The following is a 20,525-nucleotide window of genomic DNA, read 5'->3' as shown; positions in this document are numbered from 1 at the left end:
CATCAGTTTGAGGGACGACCGCCTTCCAACCAACAGGCCGCTCGCGAGCGCGCTTCCAAATCGCGCCGTAGCGAGCGGGCGGCCGGCCCGTTACCCCATCTACGGAAAGTGGATCACGCCGCGTCGATACGGCGAAAACCGTTCCACACCGCGGTGGCGGCGCCTGAGGTCAGGACCGGCAACAACCGCGCTTCCTGGTAATTGCCGTTCAGCGAAACGCGCTGTAATGCCGTCATGTGATCGGCGCTTTCGGCAAACAGCATGCCCGGCCGCGTCGTCACCGCGGTCTTGAAGCCGATCGACCTGGCGAGCGCGAATTCGCGCTGCCCGGCGGCGATCCTGTCGCCATAGGGATAAGCGAGGTGCGCGACCTGCCGCTGCAGGGCCTGCTCGATCCGCGCCCGGCTGGTCGCGAGCTCGAACGATGCGATGGTCTCGCTCTGCTTGGCGAGATTGCAATGGCTGATGGTGTGCGCGCCGATCGTGACCAGCGGATCGTCGGCAAAGCCGCGCAACTCGTCCCATGACATGCACAGCTCGCGCGCGATGCCGTCCTCGTCGACGCCATGGCGGGCGCAAAGCGCTGATATCTCAGCCCGCATCTCCTGCTCGCCCGGCAGCGAACGTAGCCAGTCGTGCATGCGGCCGAAAGCGGCGCGCTTGGCCGGTGGCGTCGAGGTGTCGATCTTCGTCATCGCGCCATCGATCGGCACCTCGATCGCGGACGCTGCCGATATCACTCGCTCCAGCGCGATCCACCACAGCCTGCCGCAGCCCTCGGCGAAATCGCTCGCGACATAGACCGTGAACGGCGCGCCGAACTCGCGCATGACGGGCAGCGCGAAATCGCGGTTGTCGCGATAGCCGTCGTCGAAGGTGAAGCAGGCGAAGCGCCGCGCGAAGTTCCGTTCGGTGAGACGGCGATGCGCCTCGTCCATGCTGACGACGTCGACGTTGAGCGCGCGCAGATGCGTCAGCATCGCGCGCAGGAAGTCGGGCGTGACTTCGAGATGATGGTTGGGCTGGAACGCGTCGCCGCGCCGTGGGCGGACGTGGTGCAGCATGAAGATGGCGCCGACGCCGGCGAAGATCGGCCGCAGCAAATGATGCGCGCCCGAAAAATACAACGCCTCCAGCCCGGCACGGATCACGGTGTTGCGGAGTTGTTTCATGAGGGCGCCGGCCGGCCGATTTGCATTCCGCGGCAAACTTAGCGAAAGACCACTGAAGAAACTGTTATTCCGGTCCGACATGGCGCCCCCGCCATGATGCTTGATTTGGGGTTTGACAGTCAGCCAAGGGTTTGTTTTCTCTCTGGTTCCCGAGCCCGCAGGACCCTGAATGCACGGACTTTTCAAGTGGAGTAGCAAGTGGTGGCCGGGCGTGATTCCACTGGTCGTCCTTTGGGGTATCGCGGCCTGGACCAGCACGGCAACGGTCGAAGCCGACCTCGCCGCGCGCTCTAATGCCGCACTCAAGGACACTGTGCTCGACAAGCGCCGCATCAGCGTCGACGGCCGCGACGTGACGTTTGCCGCCAACGCCTTCTCCGAAGACGGCCGCCTCAGCGCGGTCGCGTCGGTCGAGGCGGTGCCGGGCGTGCGGTTGGTCAACGACGAGACCCGCCTTGTTGCCGAGGCCAAGCCCTATGTCTGGTCCGCCGAACGCGACGTGGTGCGGGTCACGCTTGGCGGCAATGCGCCGCTGCCGTCGAGCAAGAGCAAGCTGACCGAGGCCGCGAAGGCCAGCCTCGGCGGTGTCGAGGTGGTGGATCAGATGGCGCTCGCCCGCGGCGCACCGTCGCGGTTCGACGCGGCGGCGCTGCTGCTGCTCGACCAGATCAGCAAGCTGAAGGACGGCAAGATCACGCTGACCGACAGCAAGGTTAACCTCGCCGGCATGGCGCGCGAGCTCGGCGGACGCGAAGCGGTCGCGGCCGCGCTGAAGAACCTGCCGGAAGGTTATTCGGTCGCCGCCAACGACATCAAGGCGCCTCCTTACGTATTCCAGGCCTACAAGGACCCGGTCGCGGTGACGCTGACATTGACCGGATACGTGCCCGACAACAACGTACATGCTGCGCTGGTCGCGGCCGCCGGCCGCAAGTTCTTCAGCGAGAAGGTGGTCGACAACCTCAAGGCCAGCCTCGGCGCGCCGTCGGGTTTTGCGGCGGCGGTGGCGCCTGCGCTCGGCGCGCTGTCGCGGCTGTCGACCGGAACGCTTGTCGTCTCGGACCGCGAGGTGAAGCTGTCGGGCGATGCGCTCTATGATGCCGCGGCCGGCCAGATCCGCGACGGGCTCGGCAAGGACTTCCCGCAGGGCTGGCAGTACAAGGCCGAGGTCACGGTCAAGCCGGCGGCGGCGCCGGTCGATCCCACCGTGTGCCAGCAGCTGTTTTCCGAGATCCTCTCGAAGGGCAAGATCCGCTTCGAATCCGGCAAGGCCGACATCGTGCCTGACTCCGCCGGTCTGCTCGACCGCCTGATCGAGACCGCGATGCGCTGTCCGAATGCCACGATCGAGGTCGTCGGCCATACCGACAGCGACGGTGAGGAAGCCGCCAACCAGGCGCTGTCGGAGCGTCGGGCGCAGGCCGTGGTGGATTACCTGGTGCGCGCCGGGCTGCCCGCCAACCGCTTCACGCCGATCGGCTATGGCAGCACGCAGCCGCTCGCCGGCAACGACAGTGAAGACGGCAAGGCGCAGAACCGCCGCATCGAACTCGTGGTGAAGTAGCGATGACCGTGCTCGCGACATTCTTCTGGGGTTGGCTGCTCGGCGCAGCGCTGCTCGGCTTCGGCATGGGCTGGATTGCGGTGGTGCATCGGGCGCAGGGCGTCTCGAAGGTCTGGATCGGCTGGCTGGCGCTGCTCGCCGCCGCGCTGGTCGCCGCGTCGTTCGCGCGGATCGTGCCCGGCCGCTTCGGTTACTGGCTCGATCTCTTCCTGGTCATGTTCGCGCTCTATCTCGTCGGCTGCGCCATCGGCTCCTGGTTGCGCGACTGGGTGGTTTCCCGCAGCAAGCCCGCGAGCTGACCCCAAACCCTTGATCCATCAGGCCCGACGAGGCCGCCACGCGCGGCGCCGGCCGCATTCATTTTACGCCTTGACATCAATACGTACGTACGTATTAAATCGTGGCCATGCCAAAACCCTCTCTCCGCGATGCCATCCTCGACGCCGGCCTGAAGGAAATGTTCCGCACCGGCTATCACGGCACCAGCGTGCGCGACGTCACCGCCGCCGCCGGCGCCCCGCAGGGCTCGTTCACCAACCATTTCCGCTCGAAAGAGCTGTTCGCCTCCGAGGTGCTCGACCGCTACTTCCTCTATGTGCGCGGCCTCGTTGCGGAAGCACTTGATGACACCGCGCTGCCGCCGCGCGAACGGCTGCGGCGCTATCTCGATCTCATCACCGGCAAGCTTGCGCGTGACGGCTTCACCCGCGGCTGCCTGATCGGCGATTTCAGCCTCGAGGCGTCAGGCTCGAGCGAGATGCTGCGCGCGCAGCTCGACGACATCTTCCGGGAATGGCGCGTGCCGTTTGCGGCCTGCATCGCCGAAGCCCAGGCCAAGCGCGAGATCGCCTCCGACTTCGATCCCGACGCGCTTGCCGATTTCCTGCTCGCATCCTGGCAGGGCGCGATGCTGCGCATGAAGGTCGAACGCAGCGAAGCCGCGCTGACGCGTTTCAAGACGATCGCATTCCAAACCGTGTTCAAGGAGTTGCCATGACCATGTCCGCCGAGATCAGCCTGCATCATCGCTCCGTGTTCGGGACCACGATGGCCTATCGCGAGACCGGACGCAGCGACGCGCCGCACGTGCTGTTCCTGCACGGCAATCCGACGTCGTCCTATATCTGGCGCAACATCACGCCGCTGGTCGCGCCGGTCGGGCACTGCATCGCGCCCGACCTGATCGGCTACGGCCAGTCCGGCAAGCCCGACATCGCCTATCGCTTCTTCGACCATGCCGACTATCTCGACGCGCTGATCGACGCGCTCGGCATCAATTCGGCGTATCTCGTCGCGCAGGATTGGGGCACGGCGCTCGCGTTCCATCTCGCGGCGCGCCGTCCGCAACTCGTGCGCGGGCTGGCCTTCATGGAGTTCATCCGTCCGATGCGGGACTGGTCCGACTTCCACCAGCACGACGCGGCGCGGGAGACGTTCAAGAAGTTCAGGACACCGGGCGAGGGCGAGGCGATGGTCCTCGACAACAATGCGTTCATCGAACGCGTGCTGCCCGGCTCGATCCTGCGCAAGCTCAGCGAGGAGGAGATGGCGGCCTACCGCGCGCCGTTTGCGACGCGCGAGAGCCGCAGGCCGACATTGATGCTGCCGCGTGAGCTGCCGATCGCAGGCGAACCTGATGATGTCGATCAGGCGCTCACCGCGGCGCACGCGGCGCTTGCGGCATCGAGCTATCCGAAGCTCTTGTTCGCGGCGTCGCCCGGGGCACTGGTGTCGCCGGCCTTCGCTGCGGATTTTGCCGCGACGCTGCAGCATTGCGCGGTTATCCAGCTCGGCGCGGGCGCGCACTACCTGCAGGAAGATCATCCGGAGGCGATCGGCCGCTCGGTCGCAGGCTGGATCGCCGGGATCGAGGCCGCGAGCGCGCAACGCCGCGCGGCATGAGCGGACGGGAGCGCACGCCATGACCGATCTCTCGATCATTTATTGCCGTCCCTGCGGTTACGAGAAGCGCGCCAGGGAGGCGGCCTCGCTGCTGCGCGAACGCTTTGGGCTCGATGCGGTGCTGGTGCCCGGCAAGGGCGGCATCTTCGAGGTCAGGCTTGACGGCAAGGTGATCGCCCGCCGCATCAAGGGGCATTTCCCCGATGCCTCGGAAATCGTCACCGCGGTGGCGTCGGCACGGGCATCACCGCGCCGCCGCTCGCGGCTTCCTCCCCGTAGTATTCCGGATGCCTCGCGGGCCGTTCGGCGGGCTAACTACCGCACGGGAATGTCAAGTCTTGTCGAAGGTGGCGAGAAACGCGCATATTTGTGCATCCGCTGTCATGAATCATCCCTAATATCTTGAAGATGCGCGTTTTATTGTCCTTCGACGAATTCCACTCCGGCTTAAAACGCGCTACACGGGGCAGGACACAGCGAAGCGCCGGCGGAGTTCGCCCGGGAGCCGTCGTCGCGGGATCGCAATTCGAGGTCTAGATGCTGGAAGCAATACGCAGGGCGATGGCGTTTCTGCGCCAGAAGCAAATCCTGCATCGGCTGGGTGTTGTGATCAGCATCGCCGTCATCGGCATCGCCTGCTACGTCCTCTATCACATGCTGCGCGGCATCGACACCAACGAGGTGCTCGAGGCCATCAAGAGCACCGAGCCGCGGCAAATCGCGCTGGCGGGGCTGTTTGTCACAGCCGGCTATTTCACGCTGACCTTCTACGATCTGTTCGCGGTGCGCGCGATCGGCCACGCCCACGTGCCCTATCGCATCAACGCGCTCGCGGCATTCACCTCCTATTCGATCGGCCACAATGTCGGCGCCAGCGTCTTCACCGGCGGCGCGGTGCGCTACCGGATCTATTCGGCCTGGGGACTGAACGCGATCGACGTCGCTAAGATTTGCTTTCTCGCCGGCCTCACCTTCTGGCTCGGCAATGCCGCGGTGCTCGGGCTCGGCATCGCCTACCACCCGGAGGCCGCCGCCAACATCGACCAGCTGCCGCCCTGGCTCAACCGCACGCTGGCGTTCGGTATCATCATCGCGCTGGTTGCCTATGTGGTCTGGGTCTGGACCCAGCCGCGGGTGGTCGGCCGCGGCCCCTGGACGGTGACCCTGCCGGGCGGTCCGCTGACGCTGCTGCAGATCGCGATCGGCATCGTCGACCTCGGCTTCTGCGCGCTGGCGATGTACGTGCTGGTGCCGGACGAGCCCAATCTCGGCTTCGTCGTGGTCGCCGTCATCTTCGTGTCGGCGACCCTGCTCGGCTTCGCCAGCCACTCCCCGGGCGGCCTCGGGGTGTTCGACGCCGCCATGCTGGTCGGCCTCTGGCAGATGGACCGCGAGGACCTGCTCGGCGGCATGCTGCTGTTCCGCCTGCTCTACTATATTGCGCCGTTCGTCATATCTGTAATCTTGCTGACGTTTCGGGAGGTTATCGTCGGCGCCCGACTCAAACGGCTGCCGCAGGCTGATTCGGGTCCCCGCGCTGAGCCGCATCATGAGGCGGTTCTGGTCCGCAAGCGCGGTGACTCCGGCGTCTGATGAAGCGGCCCGATGCCTCCCGAGGGAAGGTCGATGTGACCGCGCCTGGGCGAGACATGAATCGACGGGAAGAAAGCCGCCGCGATGGCAATTGACGATTCGCATTCCTCCATCTTCTCGCCCTGGCCCGACCGGTTGCGTCATGCCGCGCTGATCCTGCTCGCCGCGGCGCTGGCGCTGAGCGTGGTGGTTTCACTCGGCGAGCTGTCGCTGGTGCGCGCCTGCGCGGTGTTCGCCTGCATCGCGGCCGCGGCGCTGGTGCCATGGCGGCTACATGATGCCGGGACCTCGCGTGAGGATGTCCGCAGTGGCAATCCGGTCGAGGCTGCCTCCGTCAGCGCGGTGGTCGCCGGCATGCCGGATCCGGCCGTGCTGCTCGACCGCGCCGGCCGCGTCATCCACCTCAACACCGCCGCGGCCGAGCTCGCGCCGGCGCTGCGCCGGAACGAACTGGCGCAATTTGCCCTGCGTTCGCCGGAGATCATCACCGCGCTGCGCGAGGCGATCGCGACCACCGAGCCGCGGCGGGCCACCTACACCGACCACGTCCCGGTCGATCGCTGTATGGAACTGGTGATCACGCCGGTTCCAGTGCCGACCCAGTTCGGTGGCACCGAGAAGTGCATGCTGATGACCTTCCACGACCTGACGCCGTTGCGCCGGGTCGAGGAGATGCGCGCCGACTTCGTTGCCAATGCCAGCCATGAGCTGCGCACGCCGCTCGCCGCTTTGTCCGGCTTCATCGACACCCTGCAGGGGCCGGCGCGCGACGACGCGCGGGCGCGCGAGCGGTTCCTCGGCATCATGCACACCCAGGCCACCCGCATGGCGCGGCTGATCGACGATCTGCTGTCGTTGTCGCGGGTCGAGCTGTCGGCCCATGTGCGGCCCGAGGCCTCGATCGATATCGTGCCGATCATCCGTCAGGTCGCCGACGGGCTCGAGGCGCTGGCCAGCGAGCGCCAGGTCGAGATCGACGTCGACCTGCCGCAGACCCCTGTCACGATCGCCGGCGACCGCGAGGAACTGCTCCGCCTGTTCGAGAACCTGATCGAGAATGCCCTCAAATACGGCGCCTCGGGTGGCCGCGTCATAGTGTCGCTGAACCAGACCGCTCCGGGCACGGGCGGCGAGGGAAGCCCCGAAATCCGTGTCCTGGTACGGGATTTCGGCCCCGGCATCGCCCCGGAGCACCTGCCGCGGCTGACCGAGCGCTTCTACCGGGTCGATGTCGGCGATAGCCGTAACCAGGGCGGAACCGGCCTCGGATTATCGCTGGTGAAACATATTCTTAACCGTCATCGCGGGCGTCTTTTGATCGAGAGCGTGCCGAAAAACGGCGCGACTTTTACCGCCTGTTTTCCCCGACCGAAGACCCCGATACCGACCCAAAGCTAAGCACTTTCAGCTGCTTAGCGCTGTCATCCAACTGTCATCCAACCTTCGTAAAAGCAGCACCGACCGCTCCTAGATGGACCGGCGTGAGCGCAATCGGGCGCGTTCGGCGCTTCGCTCACAAGATGGAGACCACCCCATGAATTTCATCAAAGCAATCGTCGCTGCCGGCATGGTCGCCGCTTCGACGTCAGCCTTCGCTGCCGATATTACCGGCGCGGGCGCGACGTTTCCGTTCCCGATCTATTCGAAGTGGGCTGACGCCTACAAGAAGGACACCGGCAATGGCCTGAACTACCAGTCGATCGGCTCCGGCGCCGGCATCAAGCAGATCCAGGCCAAGACCGTGACCTTCGGCGCCACCGACGCGCCGCTCAAGGCCGAGCAGCTCGAGAAGGACGGCCTCGTCCAGTGGCCGATGGTGATGGGCGCGATCGTTCCGGTCGTGAACGTCGAGGGCGTCAAGCCGGGCGAGCTCGTGCTGTCGGGCGAAGTGCTCGGCGACATCTATCTCGGCAAGATCACCAAGTGGAATGACGCGGCGATCGCCAAGCTCAATCCGAAGCTGACCCTGCCGGGCGACGCCATCACCGTCGTGCGCCGTTCGGACGGTTCGGGCACCACCTTCAACTTCACCGACTATCTCGCCAAGTCGAATGCAGACTGGAAGTCCAAGGTCGGTTCCGGCACCGCGGTCGAATGGCCGGTCGGCGTCGGCGCCAAGGGCAACGAAGGCGTTGCCGGCAACATCAGCCAGACCAAGAACGCGATCGGCTATGTCGAGTATGCCTATGCCAAGCAGAACAAGCTGACCTACACCGCGCTGGTCAACAAGGCCGGCAAGACCGTGCAGCCGACCATCGCCGCCTTCCAGGCCGCTGCGTCGAATGCCGACTGGGCCAAGGCTCCCGGATACTACGTGATCCTGACCGACCAGCCGGGCGAGGCCTCCTGGCCGATCACCGCGGCGACCTTCATCCTGATGCACAAGGACTCGACCGACAAGGCGGCCTCGCAGGAAGCGCTCAAGTTCTTCAAGTACGCCTTCGAGAAGGGCGACAAGGCGGCCGAAGAGCTCGACTACATCCCGATGCCGGACTCGGTCGTCAAGCTGATCGAGAAGACCTGGTCGTCGGACATCAAGAGCTAAGTTCGACATCGAATAAGACCGGTGCCGTCCGAGGGGCGGCACCGGTCGAGCGGTCAAGACCCGGGCTCCATCACACGGCAAGAAACGTGGATGGCGCCCGGGTTTCGCGCCCCAAACAGGCGCAAGCCGGAACGGCGCCCGGCCAAATGCGTCAGTGAAGATCGCTTCGGGGCGTAGCGGTTTGCGTGGCTTTCACATAGTAAAGAGGGGATTGGCGTGGCAGACATGGCTGTTCAGAGCGATGTGATGGAAGCCGCGGGACCGTACGATCGCGCCAAGGCCCTCAGCGCCTTCAAGCTCGGTGATCTCACCTTCTATTGGATCACCCGCATCTCGGCGATTTCGGTTCTGTTGATCCTCGGCGGCATTATCCTGTCGCTGATCGTCGGCGCCTGGCCGGCGATGAAGGAATATGGTTTCGCCTTCCTCTGGACGCAGCGCTGGGCGCCCTCGGCCGATCCGCCGGTGCTCGGCGCGCTCGGCCCGATCTACGGCACGCTGATCACCTCGGTTATCGCGATGATGATCGCGATCCCGGTCGGCATCGGTATCGCCATCTTCCTCACCGAGCTCTGCCCGCAAATGCTGCGCCGCCCGATCGGCATCGCCATCGAGCTGCTGGCTGGCATCCCCTCGATCATCTACGGCATGTGGGGCTTCTTCGTGCTGGGCCCGTTCCTGGCCAACACGTTCCAGCCGTTCATGATCCGGATCTTCGAGGGCGTGCCCGTGCTGGGTGCGGTGTTCGGAGGCCCGCCGTCCTATCTCAGCCTGTTCAACGCCGCGCTGATCCTTGCGATCATGGTGCTGCCCTTCATCACCGCGATCTCGGTCGACGTGTTCAAGACCGTGCCGCCGGTGCTGAAAGAGGCCGCCTACGGCATGGGCTGCACGACCTGGGAAGTCGTCCGCAGCGTCGTGATCCCCTACACCCGCGTCGGCGTGATCGGCGGCGTCATGCTGGCGCTCGGCCGTGCGCTCGGTGAGACCATGGCGGTGACCTTCATCATCGGCAACTCGTTCCGCATCTCGTCGTCTATCTTCGCGCCGGGCACCACGATCTCGGCGGCGATCGCCTCCGAATTCGCCGAAAGTGACGGCCTGCACCAGTCCGGCCTGATCCTGCTCGGCTTGCTGCTGTTCGTGCTGACCTTCTTCGTGCTCGCCGGCGCGCGATTGATGCTGATGCGGCTTGAAACGAAGGCGGGGAAGTAACGCCATGAACCCGATCTACAAATCCCGCCGCCGCAGCGACATCGTCATCCGCGCACTCTGCGTCGGTGCGGCGCTGTTCGGCGTCACCTGGCTGGCGCTGATCCTGATCACGCTGCTCTATAACGGCGTTGCCGGCCTCAGCGTGCAACTGTTCACCCAGAACACGCCGCCGCCGGGCTCGACCGACGGCGGTCTGCTCAACGCCATCGTCGGCTCGATCATCATGACCGTGATCGGCGTCGGCATCGGTGCGCCGCTCGGCCTGTTCGCCGGCACCTACCTCGCCGAATACGGCAAGAACGACAAGCTCACTTCGGTGATCCGCTTCATCAACGACATCCTGCTCAGCGCGCCGTCGATCATCATCGGCCTGTTCATCTATGGTGCGGTGGTGGTGCCGATGCGCGGCTTCTCGGCGATCGCGGGCGCGCTCGCGCTCGCTGTGATCGTGATCCCGGTCGTGCTGCGCACCACCGAGGACATGCTGCTGCTGGTGCCCAATCCGCTGCGCGAGGCGGCCTCCGCGCTCGGCCTGCCGCGCTCCCTGGTGATCAAGCGGATCGCTTATCGTGCAGCGCGATCCGGCTTGATCACCGGCGTGCTGCTGGCGACCGCCCGCGTCGCCGGCGAAACCGCGCCGCTGCTGTTCACCGCGCTGTCGAACCAGTTCTTCAGCTGGGATTTGACCAAGACGATGGCCAACCTGCCGGTGACCATCAACAACTTCGTGCAGAGCCCCTACGCCTACTGGAAAGAGCTGGCGTGGAGCGGTGCGCTGCTCATCACATTCACTGTGCTCGCGCTGAACATCGGCGCGCGCATCCTTGGTGCCGAAAGGGCCGCAAAATGACCGAGCTTTCCGTTTCCACGACTGCCGCGAGCCACGTTCCCCAGGTACCGCTGCCGGAAGCGCCGCCGAAAGTCACGGTGCGCAACCTCAACTTCTATTACGGCGAGCACCACGCGCTGAAGAACATCAACCTGACGCTCGGCACCAACCGCGTCACGGCGTTCATCGGCCCGTCGGGCTGCGGCAAGTCGACCCTGCTGCGCATCTTCAACCGGATGTACGATCTCTATCCGGGCCAGCGCGCGGTCGGCCAGCTGATGCTGGACCAGACCAACATTCTCGATCCCAAGCTCGACCTCAATCTGCTGCGTGCGCGGGTCGGCATGGTGTTCCAGAAGCCGACGCCGTTCCCGATGACGATCTACGAGAACATCGCCTTCGGCATCCGCCTCTACGAGAAGATCTCGAAGTCCGAGATGGACGACCGGGTCGAGAAGGCGCTGCGCGGCGGCGCGCTGTGGAACGAGGTCAAGGACAAGCTGAACGCTTCCGGCCTGTCGCTCTCCGGCGGCCAGCAGCAGCGGCTGTGCATCGCGCGCACCGTGGCGGTGCGTCCCGAGGTGATCCTGTTCGACGAGCCGTGCTCGGCGCTCGACCCGATCTCGACCGCCAAGGTCGAGGAGCTGATCCAGGAGCTCTCCGAGGACTACACGATCGCGATCGTCACCCACAACATGCAGCAGGCGGCGCGCGTCTCCGACAAAACGGCCTTCATGTATCTCGGCGAGCTGATCGAGTTCGACGACACCAACAAGATTTTCACCTCGCCGAGCGATCGACGCACGCAGGACTACATCACCGGCCGGTTCGGCTGAGGAGACAAGCGATGGCTTCTGAACATACCGCCAAGGCATTCGACAGCGACCTGCAGGAGTTGACCCGTCTGGTCGCCGAGATGGGCGGCCTCGTCGAGCGCATGATCACCGAGTCGGTCGACGCGCTGATCCGCCGCGACGTCGCGCTGGGCAAGCGCGTGGTCGCCGCCGACATCGAGATCGACAATCTGCAGCGCGTCATCGAAGAGCGCGCGGTGCTGACGATCGCCCGCCGCCAGCCGATGGCGATCGACCTGCGCGAGATCGTCAGCGCGATGCGCGTCGCGACCGACCTCGAGCGGATCGGCGACCTCGCCAAGAACATGGGCAAGCGCGTCGCCGCGCTGGAGAGCGATTTCCAGCCGCTGAAGTTGATCCGCGGCCTCGAGCACATGACCGACCTCGTACTGTCTCAGGTCAAGTCGGTGCTCGACGCCTATGCGGCGCACGATCTGCCGGCGGCGATGAACGTCTGGAAGGGCGACGAGGAGGTCGATGCGATCTGCACCTCGCTGTTCCGCGAGCTGCTCACCTACATGATGGAGGATCCGCGCAACATCTCGTTCTGCATCCATCTGATGTTCTGCGCCAAGAACATCGAGCGGATCGGCGACCACGCCACCAACATCGCCGAGACCGTGTTCTACATGATCGAGGGCCAGCAGATCACCGACAAGCGTCCGAAGGGCGATATGACCAATTTCGCCACCACGGTGCCGGGCAACTAGGGCATGATCCGCATCGGCGGAACCGGATTGTCGTCGCGACAAACCGTTTCCACGGGGAATATGCTCAGGGGTTGAGTGTTTCGGTTTGCGTTTGGGCAACGGATCACCACAGAGAAAGAACTTAGACCGATGAGCGCACGCATTCTGGTAGTCGAAGACGAGGAAGCGCTGACGACGCTGTTGCGCTACAACCTCGATGCGGAAGGCTACGACGTCGAAACGGTGGGACGCGGCGACGACGCCGACACCAGGTTGAAGGAGCGCATCCCCGACCTCGTTGTGCTGGACTGGATGCTGCCGGGCCTGTCCGGCATCGAGCTGTGCCGCCGTCTGCGGGCGCGGCCCGAGACCAAGCAGCTTCCGATCATCATGCTGACCGCGCGCGGCGAGGAGAGTGAGCGCGTGCGCGGGCTTGCCACCGGCGCCGACGATTACATCGTCAAGCCGTTCTCGGTGCCCGAGCTGCTGGCGCGCGTGAAGGGCCTGCTGCGCCGTGCGAGCCCGGAGCGGCTTGCCACCGTGCTGACCTATGGCGACATCGAGCTCGACCGCGAGAAGCGCCGTGTGGCGCGCTCCGGCCGCCCGATCGATCTCGGGCCGACCGAATATCGTCTGCTCGAATTCTTCCTCGAGCATCCCGGCCGGGTGTTCAGCCGCGAGCAGCTGCTCGACAGCGTCTGGGGCCGCGACATCTATATCGATGAGCGCACCGTCGACGTGCATATCGGCCGCCTGCGCAAGCTGCTCAATCCGGGCCGCGAGCAGGATCCGATCCGCACCGTTCGCGGCGCCGGCTACGCGCTCGACGACCGCTTCGCAAAGGCTGAGCCGCAGCCGTAAGGCCGCGCGGCATTCACAAGCCGCAACACGGCGTCGTCCCGGCCTAGTGCGCAATTGCGCACTAGGCCGGGACGTCGCCGGTGATGCATCCGGGCGACGAGCCACAAAAAAATCCCCGCTTTCGCGGGGATTTGTTTTTGAAGTCTACGCCAGTGTCCCGAGTGCTCACTTGATCTGCGGTTTCGCCGACGGCCGGCGGCGATCGCCGGCGGGCTGGTAGGCGACGCGCGAGTGGTGTGCGCAATAGGGCAGGCCGCCGAGCGCCTTGCCGCCGCAGAAGAAGAATTCCGGGCTCGAGGGATCGCCGACCGGCCAGTGGCAGGTGGCTTCGTTCAGCTCGAGCAGCGACAGCCGCTGGCTCATCGGCACCACGTTGTCGTAGGAGATCGGATAGGGCTCCATCTCGACCTCGAAGGCATGCGCCAGCGCGGTGTTGCCGCGCGAGACCGGACGCGCCACCCGCATCATGTGCTGGGCGGGGCGGGCCTTGCGCTGCCGCGGCGCCGCCGTGGAGGGGGCCTTGGCGCGGCCGGAGAGGCCGAGCCGATGCACTTTGCCGATCACGGCGTTTCGCGTCACATTGCCAAGTTCCGCGGCGATCTGGCTGGCCGAGAGGCCAGACTCCCAGAGCTTCTTCAGCTGCTCGACGCGATCGTCGGACCAGGTCAATACAGTCATCGCATTCTTCCTTTCGCATGGCGCCGGTCATTGGAGCGACGCTGCGAGCCAAATCCGGGTCAAAATCCCAGCGGCCAGAATCCCTTAGCCCTCGCCGGGCGCGGTTTTGAGCCCGAACGTTTACGTGTGACACGAAGGCTACTTAGAGGGTCCAGTACTGCCGCACGAGATGTCGTACCCGACAGGCCAAACGCTACAATATGGCGTGACTCTGGCGCAAGAGTCCGCGGCCGTGCGTCCACATGTTCCCACAAAGTTAAGCACTGCAATGAGGCTTTTCCACCGCACCGGAATGCTCCGGATTGCGCTCGTTCCGCATCGCAGGAAGGTCGGCAAAGGCCGGCTGCTGGCGATTGACACCTACTGGCCGCAGCATAGAATGCCTGTACGTGCCGCCCGCAAAGGCGGCCGTTTTGTTTTCCGAAGCTGGCCGTTGCTGCACTGGCGTCAAGCCGCCCGGCAATTGTCGGCTTCAAACCGGCAGTGAACGCCATGACCAACAGCGCCTCGTCGCATCTGCTCCCCGTCTTCGCCCGGGTCGATCTCGGCTTCGAGCGCGGCGACGGCGCCTGGCTGATCGCAACCAACGGCGACCGCTATCTCGATTTCACCTCGGGCGTTGCGGTGAACGCGCTCGGGCATGCGCATCCGCATCTGGTCAAGGCGCTGCAGGAACAGGCGACCAAGCTCTGGCACATGTCGAACCTGTTCAAGAGCCCGGACGGCGAGGCGCTGGCCGCCCGGCTGTGCGAGCAGAGCTTTGCCGACTTCGTGTTCTTCTGCAATTCCGGCGCAGAGGCGATGGAAGGCGTGATCAAGCTGGTCCGCCACTATCACTTCTCCAAGGGCCATCCCGAGCGCTACCGCATCATCACCTTCGAAGGTGCCTTCCATGGCCGCACGCTGGGTACGCTGGCCGCGACCGGCTCGCCAAAATATCTCGAGGGTTTTGGCCCGCCGATGGACGGCTTCGACCAGGTGCCGCACGGCGACATCGAGGCGGTGAAGAAGGCGATCGGCCCGCATACCGCCGGCATCCTGATCGAGCCGGTGCAGGGCGAGGGCGGCGTGCGCTCGGCGCCGCAGGCGTTCTTCAAGGCGCTGCGCGCGCTGTGCGACGAGCATGGCCTGCTGCTCGCATTCGACGAGGTGCAGACCGGTATGGGCCGCACCGGCGATCTTTTCGCCTACAAGCGCACCGGCGTGACCCCTGACGTGATGTCGCTGGCGAAGGCGCTCGGCGGCGGCTTCCCGATCGGCGCGGTGCTGGCGAGCGCCAAGGCCGCTGAGGGCATGGCGCCGGGTTCGCACGGCTCGACTTTCGGCGGCAATCCGCTGGCGGTCGCCGCGGCCAATGCCGTGCTCGACGTGATGCTGAAACCCGGCTTCTTCGATCACGTGCAGAAGATGTCGCTGCTGCTCAAGCAGAAGCTCGCTTCCGTTGTCGACCGCTATCCGTCCGTGCTGGCGGAAGTGCGCGGCGAGGGCCTTTTGATCGGCGTCAAGGCCGTGGTGCCCTCGGGCGACCTCGTCGCTGCGCTGCGCAACGAGAAGCTGCTCACCGTCGGTGCCGGCGACAATGTGGTGCGCTTCCTGGCGCCCCTGATCGTCACCGAGGCCGAGATCGACCAGTCGATCGGCTCGCTTGAGCGCGCCTGCTCTGCGCTAGCGGCGGCCCAGCCGAAGAAGGCGGCGGGATGATGAGCAAGCCGGTCCGTCACTTCCTCGATATCAACGAGCTGCCGCTCGGCGAACTGCGCAACATGCTGTCCGCCGGCGCCGCCATGAAGGCGAAGCTGAAGGCCCATGAGAAGGGCAGGAAGCCGCTCGAGGGCAAGACGCTGGCGATGATCTTCGAGCGTCCGTCGACCCGCACAAGGGTGTCGTTCGACGTCGGCATGCGCCAGCTCGGCGGTGAATCCATCATGCTGACCGGCACCGAGATGCAGCTCGGCCGCGGCGAGACCATCGCCGACACCGCGCGCGTGCTGTCGCGCTATGTCGATGCGATCATGATCCGCATCCTCAACCATGACGCGCTGCTCGAGCTCGCGGCCCACGCCACCGTTCCCGTCATCAACGGCCTGACCCGCCGTTCGCATCCCTGCCAGGTGATGGCCGACCTCATGACCTATGAGGAAAACCGCGGCTCGATCGAGGGCAAGACCGTGGCCTGGACCGGCGACGACAACAACGTGCTGGCCTCCTGGGCACATGCCGCCGAGCGCTTCAAGTTCCAGCTCAATGTCGCGACCCCCCCGGAGCTCTCGCCGAAGAAGCCGATGCGCGACTGGATCAAGGCGACCGGCGCGCCGATCATGCTCGGCACCGATCCGGAAGCCGCCGTGCGCGGCGCCGACTGCGTCGTCACCGACACCTGGATGTCGATGGGCGACAAGGAGGGCGAGCACCGCCACAACGTGCTGAAGCCCTATCAGGTCAATGCCAAGCTGATGTCGCTCGCCAAGCCGGACGCGCTGTTCATGCACTGCCTGCCCGCGCATCGCGGCGAGGAGGTCACCGACGAGGTGATCGACGGGCCGCAATCCGTGGTGTTCGACGAGGCGGAAAACCGCCTGCATGCGCAGAAGGGCATTCTGGCCTGGTGTTTCGACGCGGTCGCGTGAGCATATCTGCGTTTCCCGGATGCTGCGCAGCGCGCCGCTCTTGCGGCGTGGTGCGCTGCTGATCCGGGATCCATGCCGAGACCCAGTGTGGGTCCCGGCCCTGCGGAGCAGCGTTGCACGCTGCACCGCGTCCGGGACACGAGTGCCTAGCAAGCCCCTTTATTTCATGGTTCGAGACCCCAGATAGAGCGCCATGGCTTCACAATCCCCCGACATCAAAATCACGCCCGAGGCGCCGGTTCGCGCGCCGTCAGCGGTTCCTGTCGACGATGCCGTGCTGGCCTTCGAGGTCGGCGCGCTGGATCTGCGCGGCCGGCTGACCCGGCTCGGCCCCGCGCTCGACGAGATTCTGCACAAGCACGATTATCCGCCCGCGGTCGGCAAGCTGCTCGGCGAGGCCATCGTGCTGACCACGCTGCTTGGCTCATCGGTCAAGTTCGAGGGCCGCTTCATCCTGCAGACCCGGACCGACGGTCCGGTCTCGCTGCTGATCGTCGACTTCCAGGCGCCCGACCGGCTACGTGCCTATGCGCGTTACGATGAGGCGCGCCTCAAGACCGGCCAGAGCTCGGGCGAGCTGCTCGGCAAGGGCCATCTGGCGATGACCATCAACCAGGGCGCGAACACCACCAGCCGCTATCAGGGACTGGTCGCGCTCGACGGCGGCGGCCTCGAAGAGGCGGCCCACGAATATTTCCTGCGCTCCGAGCAGATACCGACGCGGGTGCGGCTTGCGGTCGGCGAGGAGATGCGCGGCGGCGAGGGCGGCAAGCTGCACTGGCGCGCCGGCGGCATCCTGCTGCAATTTCTGCCCAAGGCGCCCGAGCGCGCCAAGCAGGCCGATCTGCATCCCGGCGATGCGCCGGAGGGCACGGCCACGCATCACGTGCCGGACGATGACGCCTGGGTCGAGGGACAGTCGCTGATCTCGACCGTCGAGGATGTCGAACTGATCGATCCCGATCTGTCCGGCGAACGGCTGCTGTACCGGCTGTTCCACGAACGCGGCGTTCGCGTCTTCAACCCGCAGACGTTGCGCGCGCAGTGCTCCTGCTCGCGCGATGCGGTGTCGTCGATGCTGAAGAGCTTTGCGCCGAACGATCGCGCCGAGATGGTCAAGGACGGCAAGGTCGTCGTCACCTGCGAATTCTGCTCGTCGGTCTACGAGTTCACGCCGCAGGAAGCCGGCGCCGAGTAGGCGGGAGACCGACCACAAAGCCCGGTAACGAGGCCTGTCAGCTCAGCAAGGTGCGGGTCTTGCTGACGGCGTCATAGATTTCGATCTGAAGCATCGGATAAGCCGCCTTCAGTTTGCGGCCAGCCGTTTCAGCAGCCTCGACGTTGTCGAACTCCGACTTGAAATGTTTGTCGACAATGATCACGAAACCTTCGGTAGGCGGCCGGTCGGCGCGCAGTGGTTTCTTCTCTGGTTCGTCAGTGGAGAGCAGGGATTTCTTCATCATGGGAATTCCTCCTGGATCGACCTTCAACTCAGCCGTTGAAACGCCGGCGGCAAGACTTCGCGCACGAGTTCGCTCAGATTCAGCGTCTCCCCGCTGTCGGTGATGTCCGAGAACAGCACCTCGACATAGGGATGCTGGCGGTTGAACGCAGCACCGCGTTGGTATTTCGCACTGACGATCCGCTCGATCGCCGCCAGGTTCAGTCTGCCAAGCGCAGTGTATTGATCGCGGAACAGGCTTTGGTGTCCGCCGCGGTGCTCGACAGACTCGGCCCAGACGTCCATCACCTTGCGGCCGATGAACGCCTCGATCCGTTCATTTCCATCCCGGGCGAGAAGTCGCAGCCCGTCCATGCTGTGCGGTCCGTCATCGACGTCAAATTGGGTAAGTGACATAACGAATCTCCTATTGTTGCAGTTTGCTTACATCGGCAGTCCGTCGGGGACTGCACCTCCTTCATTGTCCCACCGCGACAAAGCCGCAGCGCGCGATCTCGCGTCCTGACGCGCCTCCAGAGTCTTGTCGCGACCGGCATCATCCTTGTGCTTGTGCAGGAAGCGCGCGATCTGCCCGCGGAGCTCCGCCGTCTCCAACAGCTTTCCGACCGATCCGGCGGTGTCGAAGATTTCCCGCTGCAGCGTCTTCGGCAGGACGTTCCATTGCATGATGACGGCCGCGCCGAGACACCGCAGAACGTACTCCTCTTCGGCGGCGAGGGCCGCGCCGCGGGAGCGGTCCTGCTCCGCAACGTTCACCGCGTGGTCAAAATCGTCCGCCAGTTGCTGCTCGTTATCCGCGAGCGAAGCGAGGCGGTCTTGCTGCTCCTGAAGCTCGCGGCTTTCGCCCTGACCGCTCGAACGTTTGATCAGTTCGCTATATGCGGCTGCCTTGGCACGATACTGCTGAGATTTGAACATGGCGGGCCCTTTCGTTGGAGGTCTCCGCGCATTCCGACTCATCTCGATGGCCGACGAGGATGATCTTTTATATGGGAAGCAATGGGTCGAATAACGAGCACCAACGCCACAAATCACCGGGCATAAGCAAGTCGGATGGCGCGCGTGAATATCTGCACAACAACAACGTTCACCGCGGTCGCCGTTCCTGAAGAACCGGTCAGAGCCGATGTCGACGCCGTTGCCTGGTGAGAGACGACCGGAGGCCATGCCCTTCGGCATCCGATCAATGGCGGGCTCAGTCCGCCTCGTCATGGGGCGGCTTGTCCTCAACGTCGGCAGCCAGAGCTTCGGTTCTGATTGAATCAGAAGCGAAGCTCCAGTTTGTCAGTGTGACGCGTTTTCTTCACGCGAACCGGTGTCCTTCGCTCGAAAACGCTCTAGCACGGCGTTCGCAGGCCGGGAGATGACAGCCAATCATTGATGTGGGAGGCGGTCTCGATCAGGCGCGCCTTGCGAAGCATCGCGTCGCGCTGAAGGCCGGGCAGGAATGGCTTCGCAGCATCCCTTGTCCTCACGGCCTCCATCGCCAGCAGGTCATGAGGCGGCGGTTCAGGCTCGCTGTGTTGGGCAATCGGCACAAAGCTCTCCTGATTACTGGCGGGAGCTTGCAGCACTCTCAGTCACCGATATCGGCCAGAGGCGGAGCGGTGATGACCGCAGTAAATACCCCTTATGCCCGGTAGTCGACTTAATTCGTCATCGAGCGTCATATCCCGACTTTAGCGGGTGGGTTCGGGACGTCCCCTATGCGGTTGACGATGTCAGAGAAGCCAATGGTGCGTCGAATGCATACACGAAGCCGGTTGGCTCATAGCTTAGCCGCACGTCGCCGCGCAGCTGCCTGCCGAGCGTCTCGATCAGCCGTGTCCCGAAACTGCGCCTTTCCGGAAGGTGGACTGCCGGTCCGTTTTTCTCGGTCCATGTCAGATGCAAGCGCTGTGTTGGTTGATCCAGCCTCCAACTGATGTCGATCCGCCCTTGTGGGGCGGACAGGGCGCCGAACTTCGTGGTGTTCGTGCAGAGCTCGTTGAGCGTCATTGCGATGGCGATGACGGCGCCCGACGTCATGCGAATATTGGGCCCTGAAATCGAGAACTTCGGCTCATCCGGATTGTTGAATGCTTCGGTGGCGCCGCGGACGACCGTGCCGAGATCCGCGCTGCTCCATCTTGCCTGCAGCAGGAGATCGTGCGCCCGCCCGAGCGCCAGCAGCCGGCCCTCGATGGCGTGCTGCGCGTGTTCAACCCCTTCCAGGTTGCGCAGGCTCTGGGAGACAATGGCACCGACGGTTGCGAGCGTGTTCTTGATGCGGTGGTGCAACTCCTCGAGGATCACCTTCTGCAGCTTGTCGGCTGCTTCGCGCTCCTTGGCGTCAATGCCGGCCGCGGTCAGCAAACTCTGGGCATCGATCTCGGCCTGCGCGAGGAGAAGCCGAAGGCTGACATTCTCTTCCGCCAGAACGTCTTGCTGCGGTGCTACACTGCTTGCAGCACGCGGGTCTGTGCGGAGGTCGGCTGGAGACATCATCGACCGTATCATTAGAAGCTGGCTCTTCGGCGAATGTTTTCTGCGCA

Annotated in this window: 23 protein-coding genes; 16 read left to right on the top strand and 7 right to left on the bottom strand. The window is 64.8% G+C overall.

The features are described 5' to 3' along the window. Positions 1–113: 113 nt before the first annotated feature. Positions 114–1,172, bottom strand: coding sequence for a polysaccharide deacetylase family protein (locus HAP54_RS08725; protein ID WP_166299403.1), 1,059 nt, complete (start codon positions 1,170–1,172; stop codon positions 114–116). A 169-nt stretch (positions 1,173–1,341) separates the two neighbouring features. Between HAP54_RS08725 and HAP54_RS08720 the strand changes: the two genes are divergently transcribed. From HAP54_RS08720 to phoB, 13 genes are all read left to right on the top strand, one after another. After that, positions 1,342–2,736: an OmpA family protein gene (locus HAP54_RS08720; RefSeq protein WP_166299402.1), complete on the top strand. Its 1,395-nt coding sequence runs from the start codon at positions 1,342–1,344 to the stop codon at positions 2,734–2,736. A 2-nt stretch (positions 2,737–2,738) separates the two neighbouring features. After that, positions 2,739–3,035, top strand: a complete 297-nt coding sequence (locus tag HAP54_RS08715; protein ID WP_166299401.1) for a hypothetical protein — start codon at positions 2,739–2,741, stop codon at positions 3,033–3,035. A 107-nt stretch (positions 3,036–3,142) separates the two neighbouring features. Next, positions 3,143–3,733, top strand: coding sequence for a TetR/AcrR family transcriptional regulator (locus tag HAP54_RS08710; protein ID WP_166299400.1), 591 nt, complete (start codon positions 3,143–3,145; stop codon positions 3,731–3,733). Next, positions 3,730–4,638 carry a haloalkane dehalogenase gene (locus tag HAP54_RS08705; protein WP_166299399.1) on the top strand — a complete coding sequence of 303 codons (909 nt, stop codon included), beginning with the start codon at positions 3,730–3,732 and terminating at the stop codon, positions 4,636–4,638. Before HAP54_RS08710 ends, HAP54_RS08705 begins: the two co-directional genes overlap by 4 nt. 19 nt (positions 4,639–4,657) lie before the next feature. Further along, the gene (locus HAP54_RS08700; RefSeq protein WP_166299398.1) at positions 4,658–5,044 is read left to right on the top strand and encodes a SelT/SelW/SelH family protein; all 387 of its coding nucleotides are present in this window, start codon (positions 4,658–4,660) and stop codon (positions 5,042–5,044) included. Positions 5,045–5,175: 131 nt separating this feature from the next. Further along, positions 5,176–6,231, top strand: coding sequence for a lysylphosphatidylglycerol synthase domain-containing protein (locus HAP54_RS08695; protein ID WP_224741319.1), 1,056 nt, complete (start codon positions 5,176–5,178; stop codon positions 6,229–6,231). Between the two features lie 84 nt (positions 6,232–6,315). Next, a complete protein-coding gene (locus tag HAP54_RS08690; protein ID WP_166299397.1) occupies positions 6,316–7,629 on the top strand; it encodes an ATP-binding protein in 1,314 nt (437 codons plus the stop codon). 136 nt (positions 7,630–7,765) lie between these two features. After that, positions 7,766–8,776, top strand: coding sequence for a phosphate ABC transporter substrate-binding protein PstS (gene pstS, locus HAP54_RS08685; protein ID WP_166299396.1), 1,011 nt, complete (start codon positions 7,766–7,768; stop codon positions 8,774–8,776). 225 nt (positions 8,777–9,001) lie between these two features. Further along, complete coding sequence (pstC, locus tag HAP54_RS08680; protein ID WP_029079898.1) at positions 9,002–9,991, top strand: phosphate ABC transporter permease subunit PstC; 990 nt, start codon at positions 9,002–9,004, stop codon at positions 9,989–9,991. A gap of 4 nt (positions 9,992–9,995) precedes the next feature. Then, the gene (pstA, locus tag HAP54_RS08675; RefSeq protein WP_166299395.1) at positions 9,996–10,841 is read left to right on the top strand and encodes a phosphate ABC transporter permease PstA; all 846 of its coding nucleotides are present in this window, start codon (positions 9,996–9,998) and stop codon (positions 10,839–10,841) included. Then, on the top strand, positions 10,838–11,656 hold the full coding sequence (gene pstB, locus HAP54_RS08670) for a phosphate ABC transporter ATP-binding protein PstB (RefSeq protein WP_050403108.1): 819 nt from the start codon (positions 10,838–10,840) through the stop codon (positions 11,654–11,656). The genes pstA and pstB overlap by 4 nt, the downstream gene beginning before the upstream one ends. 11 nt (positions 11,657–11,667) lie before the next feature. Next, positions 11,668–12,384, top strand: coding sequence for a phosphate signaling complex protein PhoU (gene phoU / locus HAP54_RS08665; protein ID WP_024578984.1), 717 nt, complete (start codon positions 11,668–11,670; stop codon positions 12,382–12,384). Between the two features lie 129 nt (positions 12,385–12,513). Continuing rightward, positions 12,514–13,224 carry a phosphate regulon transcriptional regulator PhoB gene (phoB, locus tag HAP54_RS08660; RefSeq protein ID WP_029079895.1) on the top strand — a complete coding sequence of 237 codons (711 nt, stop codon included), beginning with the start codon at positions 12,514–12,516 and terminating at the stop codon, positions 13,222–13,224. Between the two features lie 165 nt (positions 13,225–13,389). Here phoB and HAP54_RS08655 read toward each other — a convergent pair whose 3' ends face one another. Next, positions 13,390–13,902: a GcrA family cell cycle regulator gene (locus HAP54_RS08655; protein WP_166299394.1), complete on the bottom strand. Its 513-nt coding sequence runs from the start codon at positions 13,900–13,902 to the stop codon at positions 13,390–13,392. Between the two features lie 492 nt (positions 13,903–14,394). On the opposite strand from HAP54_RS08655, the gene HAP54_RS08650 reads away from it, so the two are divergent. The 3 genes from HAP54_RS08650 to HAP54_RS08640 all read left to right on the top strand — a co-directional run bounded on the left by HAP54_RS08650 (position 14,395) and on the right by HAP54_RS08640 (position 17,727). After that, a complete protein-coding gene (locus HAP54_RS08650) occupies positions 14,395–15,603 on the top strand; it encodes an aspartate aminotransferase family protein (protein ID WP_166299393.1) in 1,209 nt (402 codons plus the stop codon). Next, the gene (gene argF, locus HAP54_RS08645; protein WP_166307589.1) at positions 15,603–16,529 is read left to right on the top strand and encodes an ornithine carbamoyltransferase; all 927 of its coding nucleotides are present in this window, start codon (positions 15,603–15,605) and stop codon (positions 16,527–16,529) included. The genes HAP54_RS08650 and argF overlap by 1 nt, the downstream gene beginning before the upstream one ends. Before the next feature lie 193 nt (positions 16,530–16,722). Further along, a complete protein-coding gene (locus HAP54_RS08640) occupies positions 16,723–17,727 on the top strand; it encodes an Hsp33 family molecular chaperone (protein WP_166299392.1) in 1,005 nt (334 codons plus the stop codon). Between the two features lie 37 nt (positions 17,728–17,764). Here HAP54_RS08640 and HAP54_RS08635 read toward each other — a convergent pair whose 3' ends face one another. From HAP54_RS08635 to HAP54_RS08615, 5 genes are all read right to left on the bottom strand, one after another. Beyond that, positions 17,765–17,992 (bottom strand): hypothetical protein, encoded by a 228-nt coding sequence (locus HAP54_RS08635; protein WP_224741321.1) that lies wholly within the window; start codon positions 17,990–17,992, stop codon positions 17,765–17,767. 23 nt (positions 17,993–18,015) lie between these two features. Further along, positions 18,016–18,387: a signal transduction histidine kinase gene (locus HAP54_RS08630; protein WP_166299391.1), complete on the bottom strand. Its 372-nt coding sequence runs from the start codon at positions 18,385–18,387 to the stop codon at positions 18,016–18,018. Positions 18,388–18,414: 27 nt separating this feature from the next. Then, complete coding sequence (locus HAP54_RS08625; RefSeq protein WP_339156836.1) at positions 18,415–19,170, bottom strand: hypothetical protein; 756 nt, start codon at positions 19,168–19,170, stop codon at positions 18,415–18,417. A gap of 158 nt (positions 19,171–19,328) precedes the next feature. Further along, on the bottom strand, positions 19,329–19,565 hold the full coding sequence (locus tag HAP54_RS08620; RefSeq protein ID WP_339156835.1) for a hypothetical protein: 237 nt from the start codon (positions 19,563–19,565) through the stop codon (positions 19,329–19,331). A gap of 130 nt (positions 19,566–19,695) precedes the next feature. Continuing rightward, complete coding sequence (locus HAP54_RS08615; protein ID WP_166307580.1) at positions 19,696–20,475, bottom strand: sensor histidine kinase; 780 nt, start codon at positions 20,473–20,475, stop codon at positions 19,696–19,698. Between the last annotated feature and the right edge of the window lie 50 nt (positions 20,476–20,525).

The organism is Bradyrhizobium sp. 2S1, from assembly GCF_011516625.5.
GTDB lineage: Bacteria > Pseudomonadota > Alphaproteobacteria > Rhizobiales > Xanthobacteraceae > Bradyrhizobium > Bradyrhizobium septentrionale.
The sequence above is the reverse complement of the archived record's forward strand: the minus strand, read 5'-3'. Positions and strand labels throughout refer to the sequence as shown.

Coding starts and splice junctions, on each gene's coding strand:
- HAP54_RS08725 (WP_166299403.1), bottom strand. CDS start 1,172: ATGAAACAACTCCGCAACACCGTGATCCGTGCCGGGCTGGAGGCGTTG.
- HAP54_RS08720 (WP_166299402.1), top strand. CDS start 1,342: ATGCACGGACTTTTCAAGTGGAGTAGCAAGTGGTGGCCGGGCGTGATT.
- HAP54_RS08715 (WP_166299401.1), top strand. CDS start 2,739: ATGACCGTGCTCGCGACATTCTTCTGGGGTTGGCTGCTCGGCGCAGCG.
- HAP54_RS08710 (WP_166299400.1), top strand. CDS start 3,143: ATGCCAAAACCCTCTCTCCGCGATGCCATCCTCGACGCCGGCCTGAAG.
- HAP54_RS08705 (WP_166299399.1), top strand. CDS start 3,730: ATGACCATGTCCGCCGAGATCAGCCTGCATCATCGCTCCGTGTTCGGG.
- HAP54_RS08700 (WP_166299398.1), top strand. CDS start 4,658: ATGACCGATCTCTCGATCATTTATTGCCGTCCCTGCGGTTACGAGAAG.
- HAP54_RS08695 (WP_224741319.1), top strand. CDS start 5,176: ATGCTGGAAGCAATACGCAGGGCGATGGCGTTTCTGCGCCAGAAGCAA.
- HAP54_RS08690 (WP_166299397.1), top strand. CDS start 6,316: ATGGCAATTGACGATTCGCATTCCTCCATCTTCTCGCCCTGGCCCGAC.
- pstS (WP_166299396.1), top strand. CDS start 7,766: ATGAATTTCATCAAAGCAATCGTCGCTGCCGGCATGGTCGCCGCTTCG.
- pstC (WP_029079898.1), top strand. CDS start 9,002: ATGGCTGTTCAGAGCGATGTGATGGAAGCCGCGGGACCGTACGATCGC.
- pstA (WP_166299395.1), top strand. CDS start 9,996: ATGAACCCGATCTACAAATCCCGCCGCCGCAGCGACATCGTCATCCGC.
- pstB (WP_050403108.1), top strand. CDS start 10,838: ATGACCGAGCTTTCCGTTTCCACGACTGCCGCGAGCCACGTTCCCCAG.
- phoU (WP_024578984.1), top strand. CDS start 11,668: ATGGCTTCTGAACATACCGCCAAGGCATTCGACAGCGACCTGCAGGAG.
- phoB (WP_029079895.1), top strand. CDS start 12,514: ATGAGCGCACGCATTCTGGTAGTCGAAGACGAGGAAGCGCTGACGACG.
- HAP54_RS08655 (WP_166299394.1), bottom strand. CDS start 13,902: ATGACTGTATTGACCTGGTCCGACGATCGCGTCGAGCAGCTGAAGAAG.
- HAP54_RS08650 (WP_166299393.1), top strand. CDS start 14,395: ATGACCAACAGCGCCTCGTCGCATCTGCTCCCCGTCTTCGCCCGGGTC.
- argF (WP_166307589.1), top strand. CDS start 15,603: ATGAGCAAGCCGGTCCGTCACTTCCTCGATATCAACGAGCTGCCGCTC.
- HAP54_RS08640 (WP_166299392.1), top strand. CDS start 16,723: ATGGCTTCACAATCCCCCGACATCAAAATCACGCCCGAGGCGCCGGTT.
- HAP54_RS08635 (WP_224741321.1), bottom strand. CDS start 17,992: ATGATGAAGAAATCCCTGCTCTCCACTGACGAACCAGAGAAGAAACCA.
- HAP54_RS08630 (WP_166299391.1), bottom strand. CDS start 18,387: ATGTCACTTACCCAATTTGACGTCGATGACGGACCGCACAGCATGGAC.
- HAP54_RS08625 (WP_339156836.1), bottom strand. CDS start 19,170: ATGCCGAAGGGCATGGCCTCCGGTCGTCTCTCACCAGGCAACGGCGTC.
- HAP54_RS08615 (WP_166307580.1), bottom strand. CDS start 20,475: ATGTCTCCAGCCGACCTCCGCACAGACCCGCGTGCTGCAAGCAGTGTA.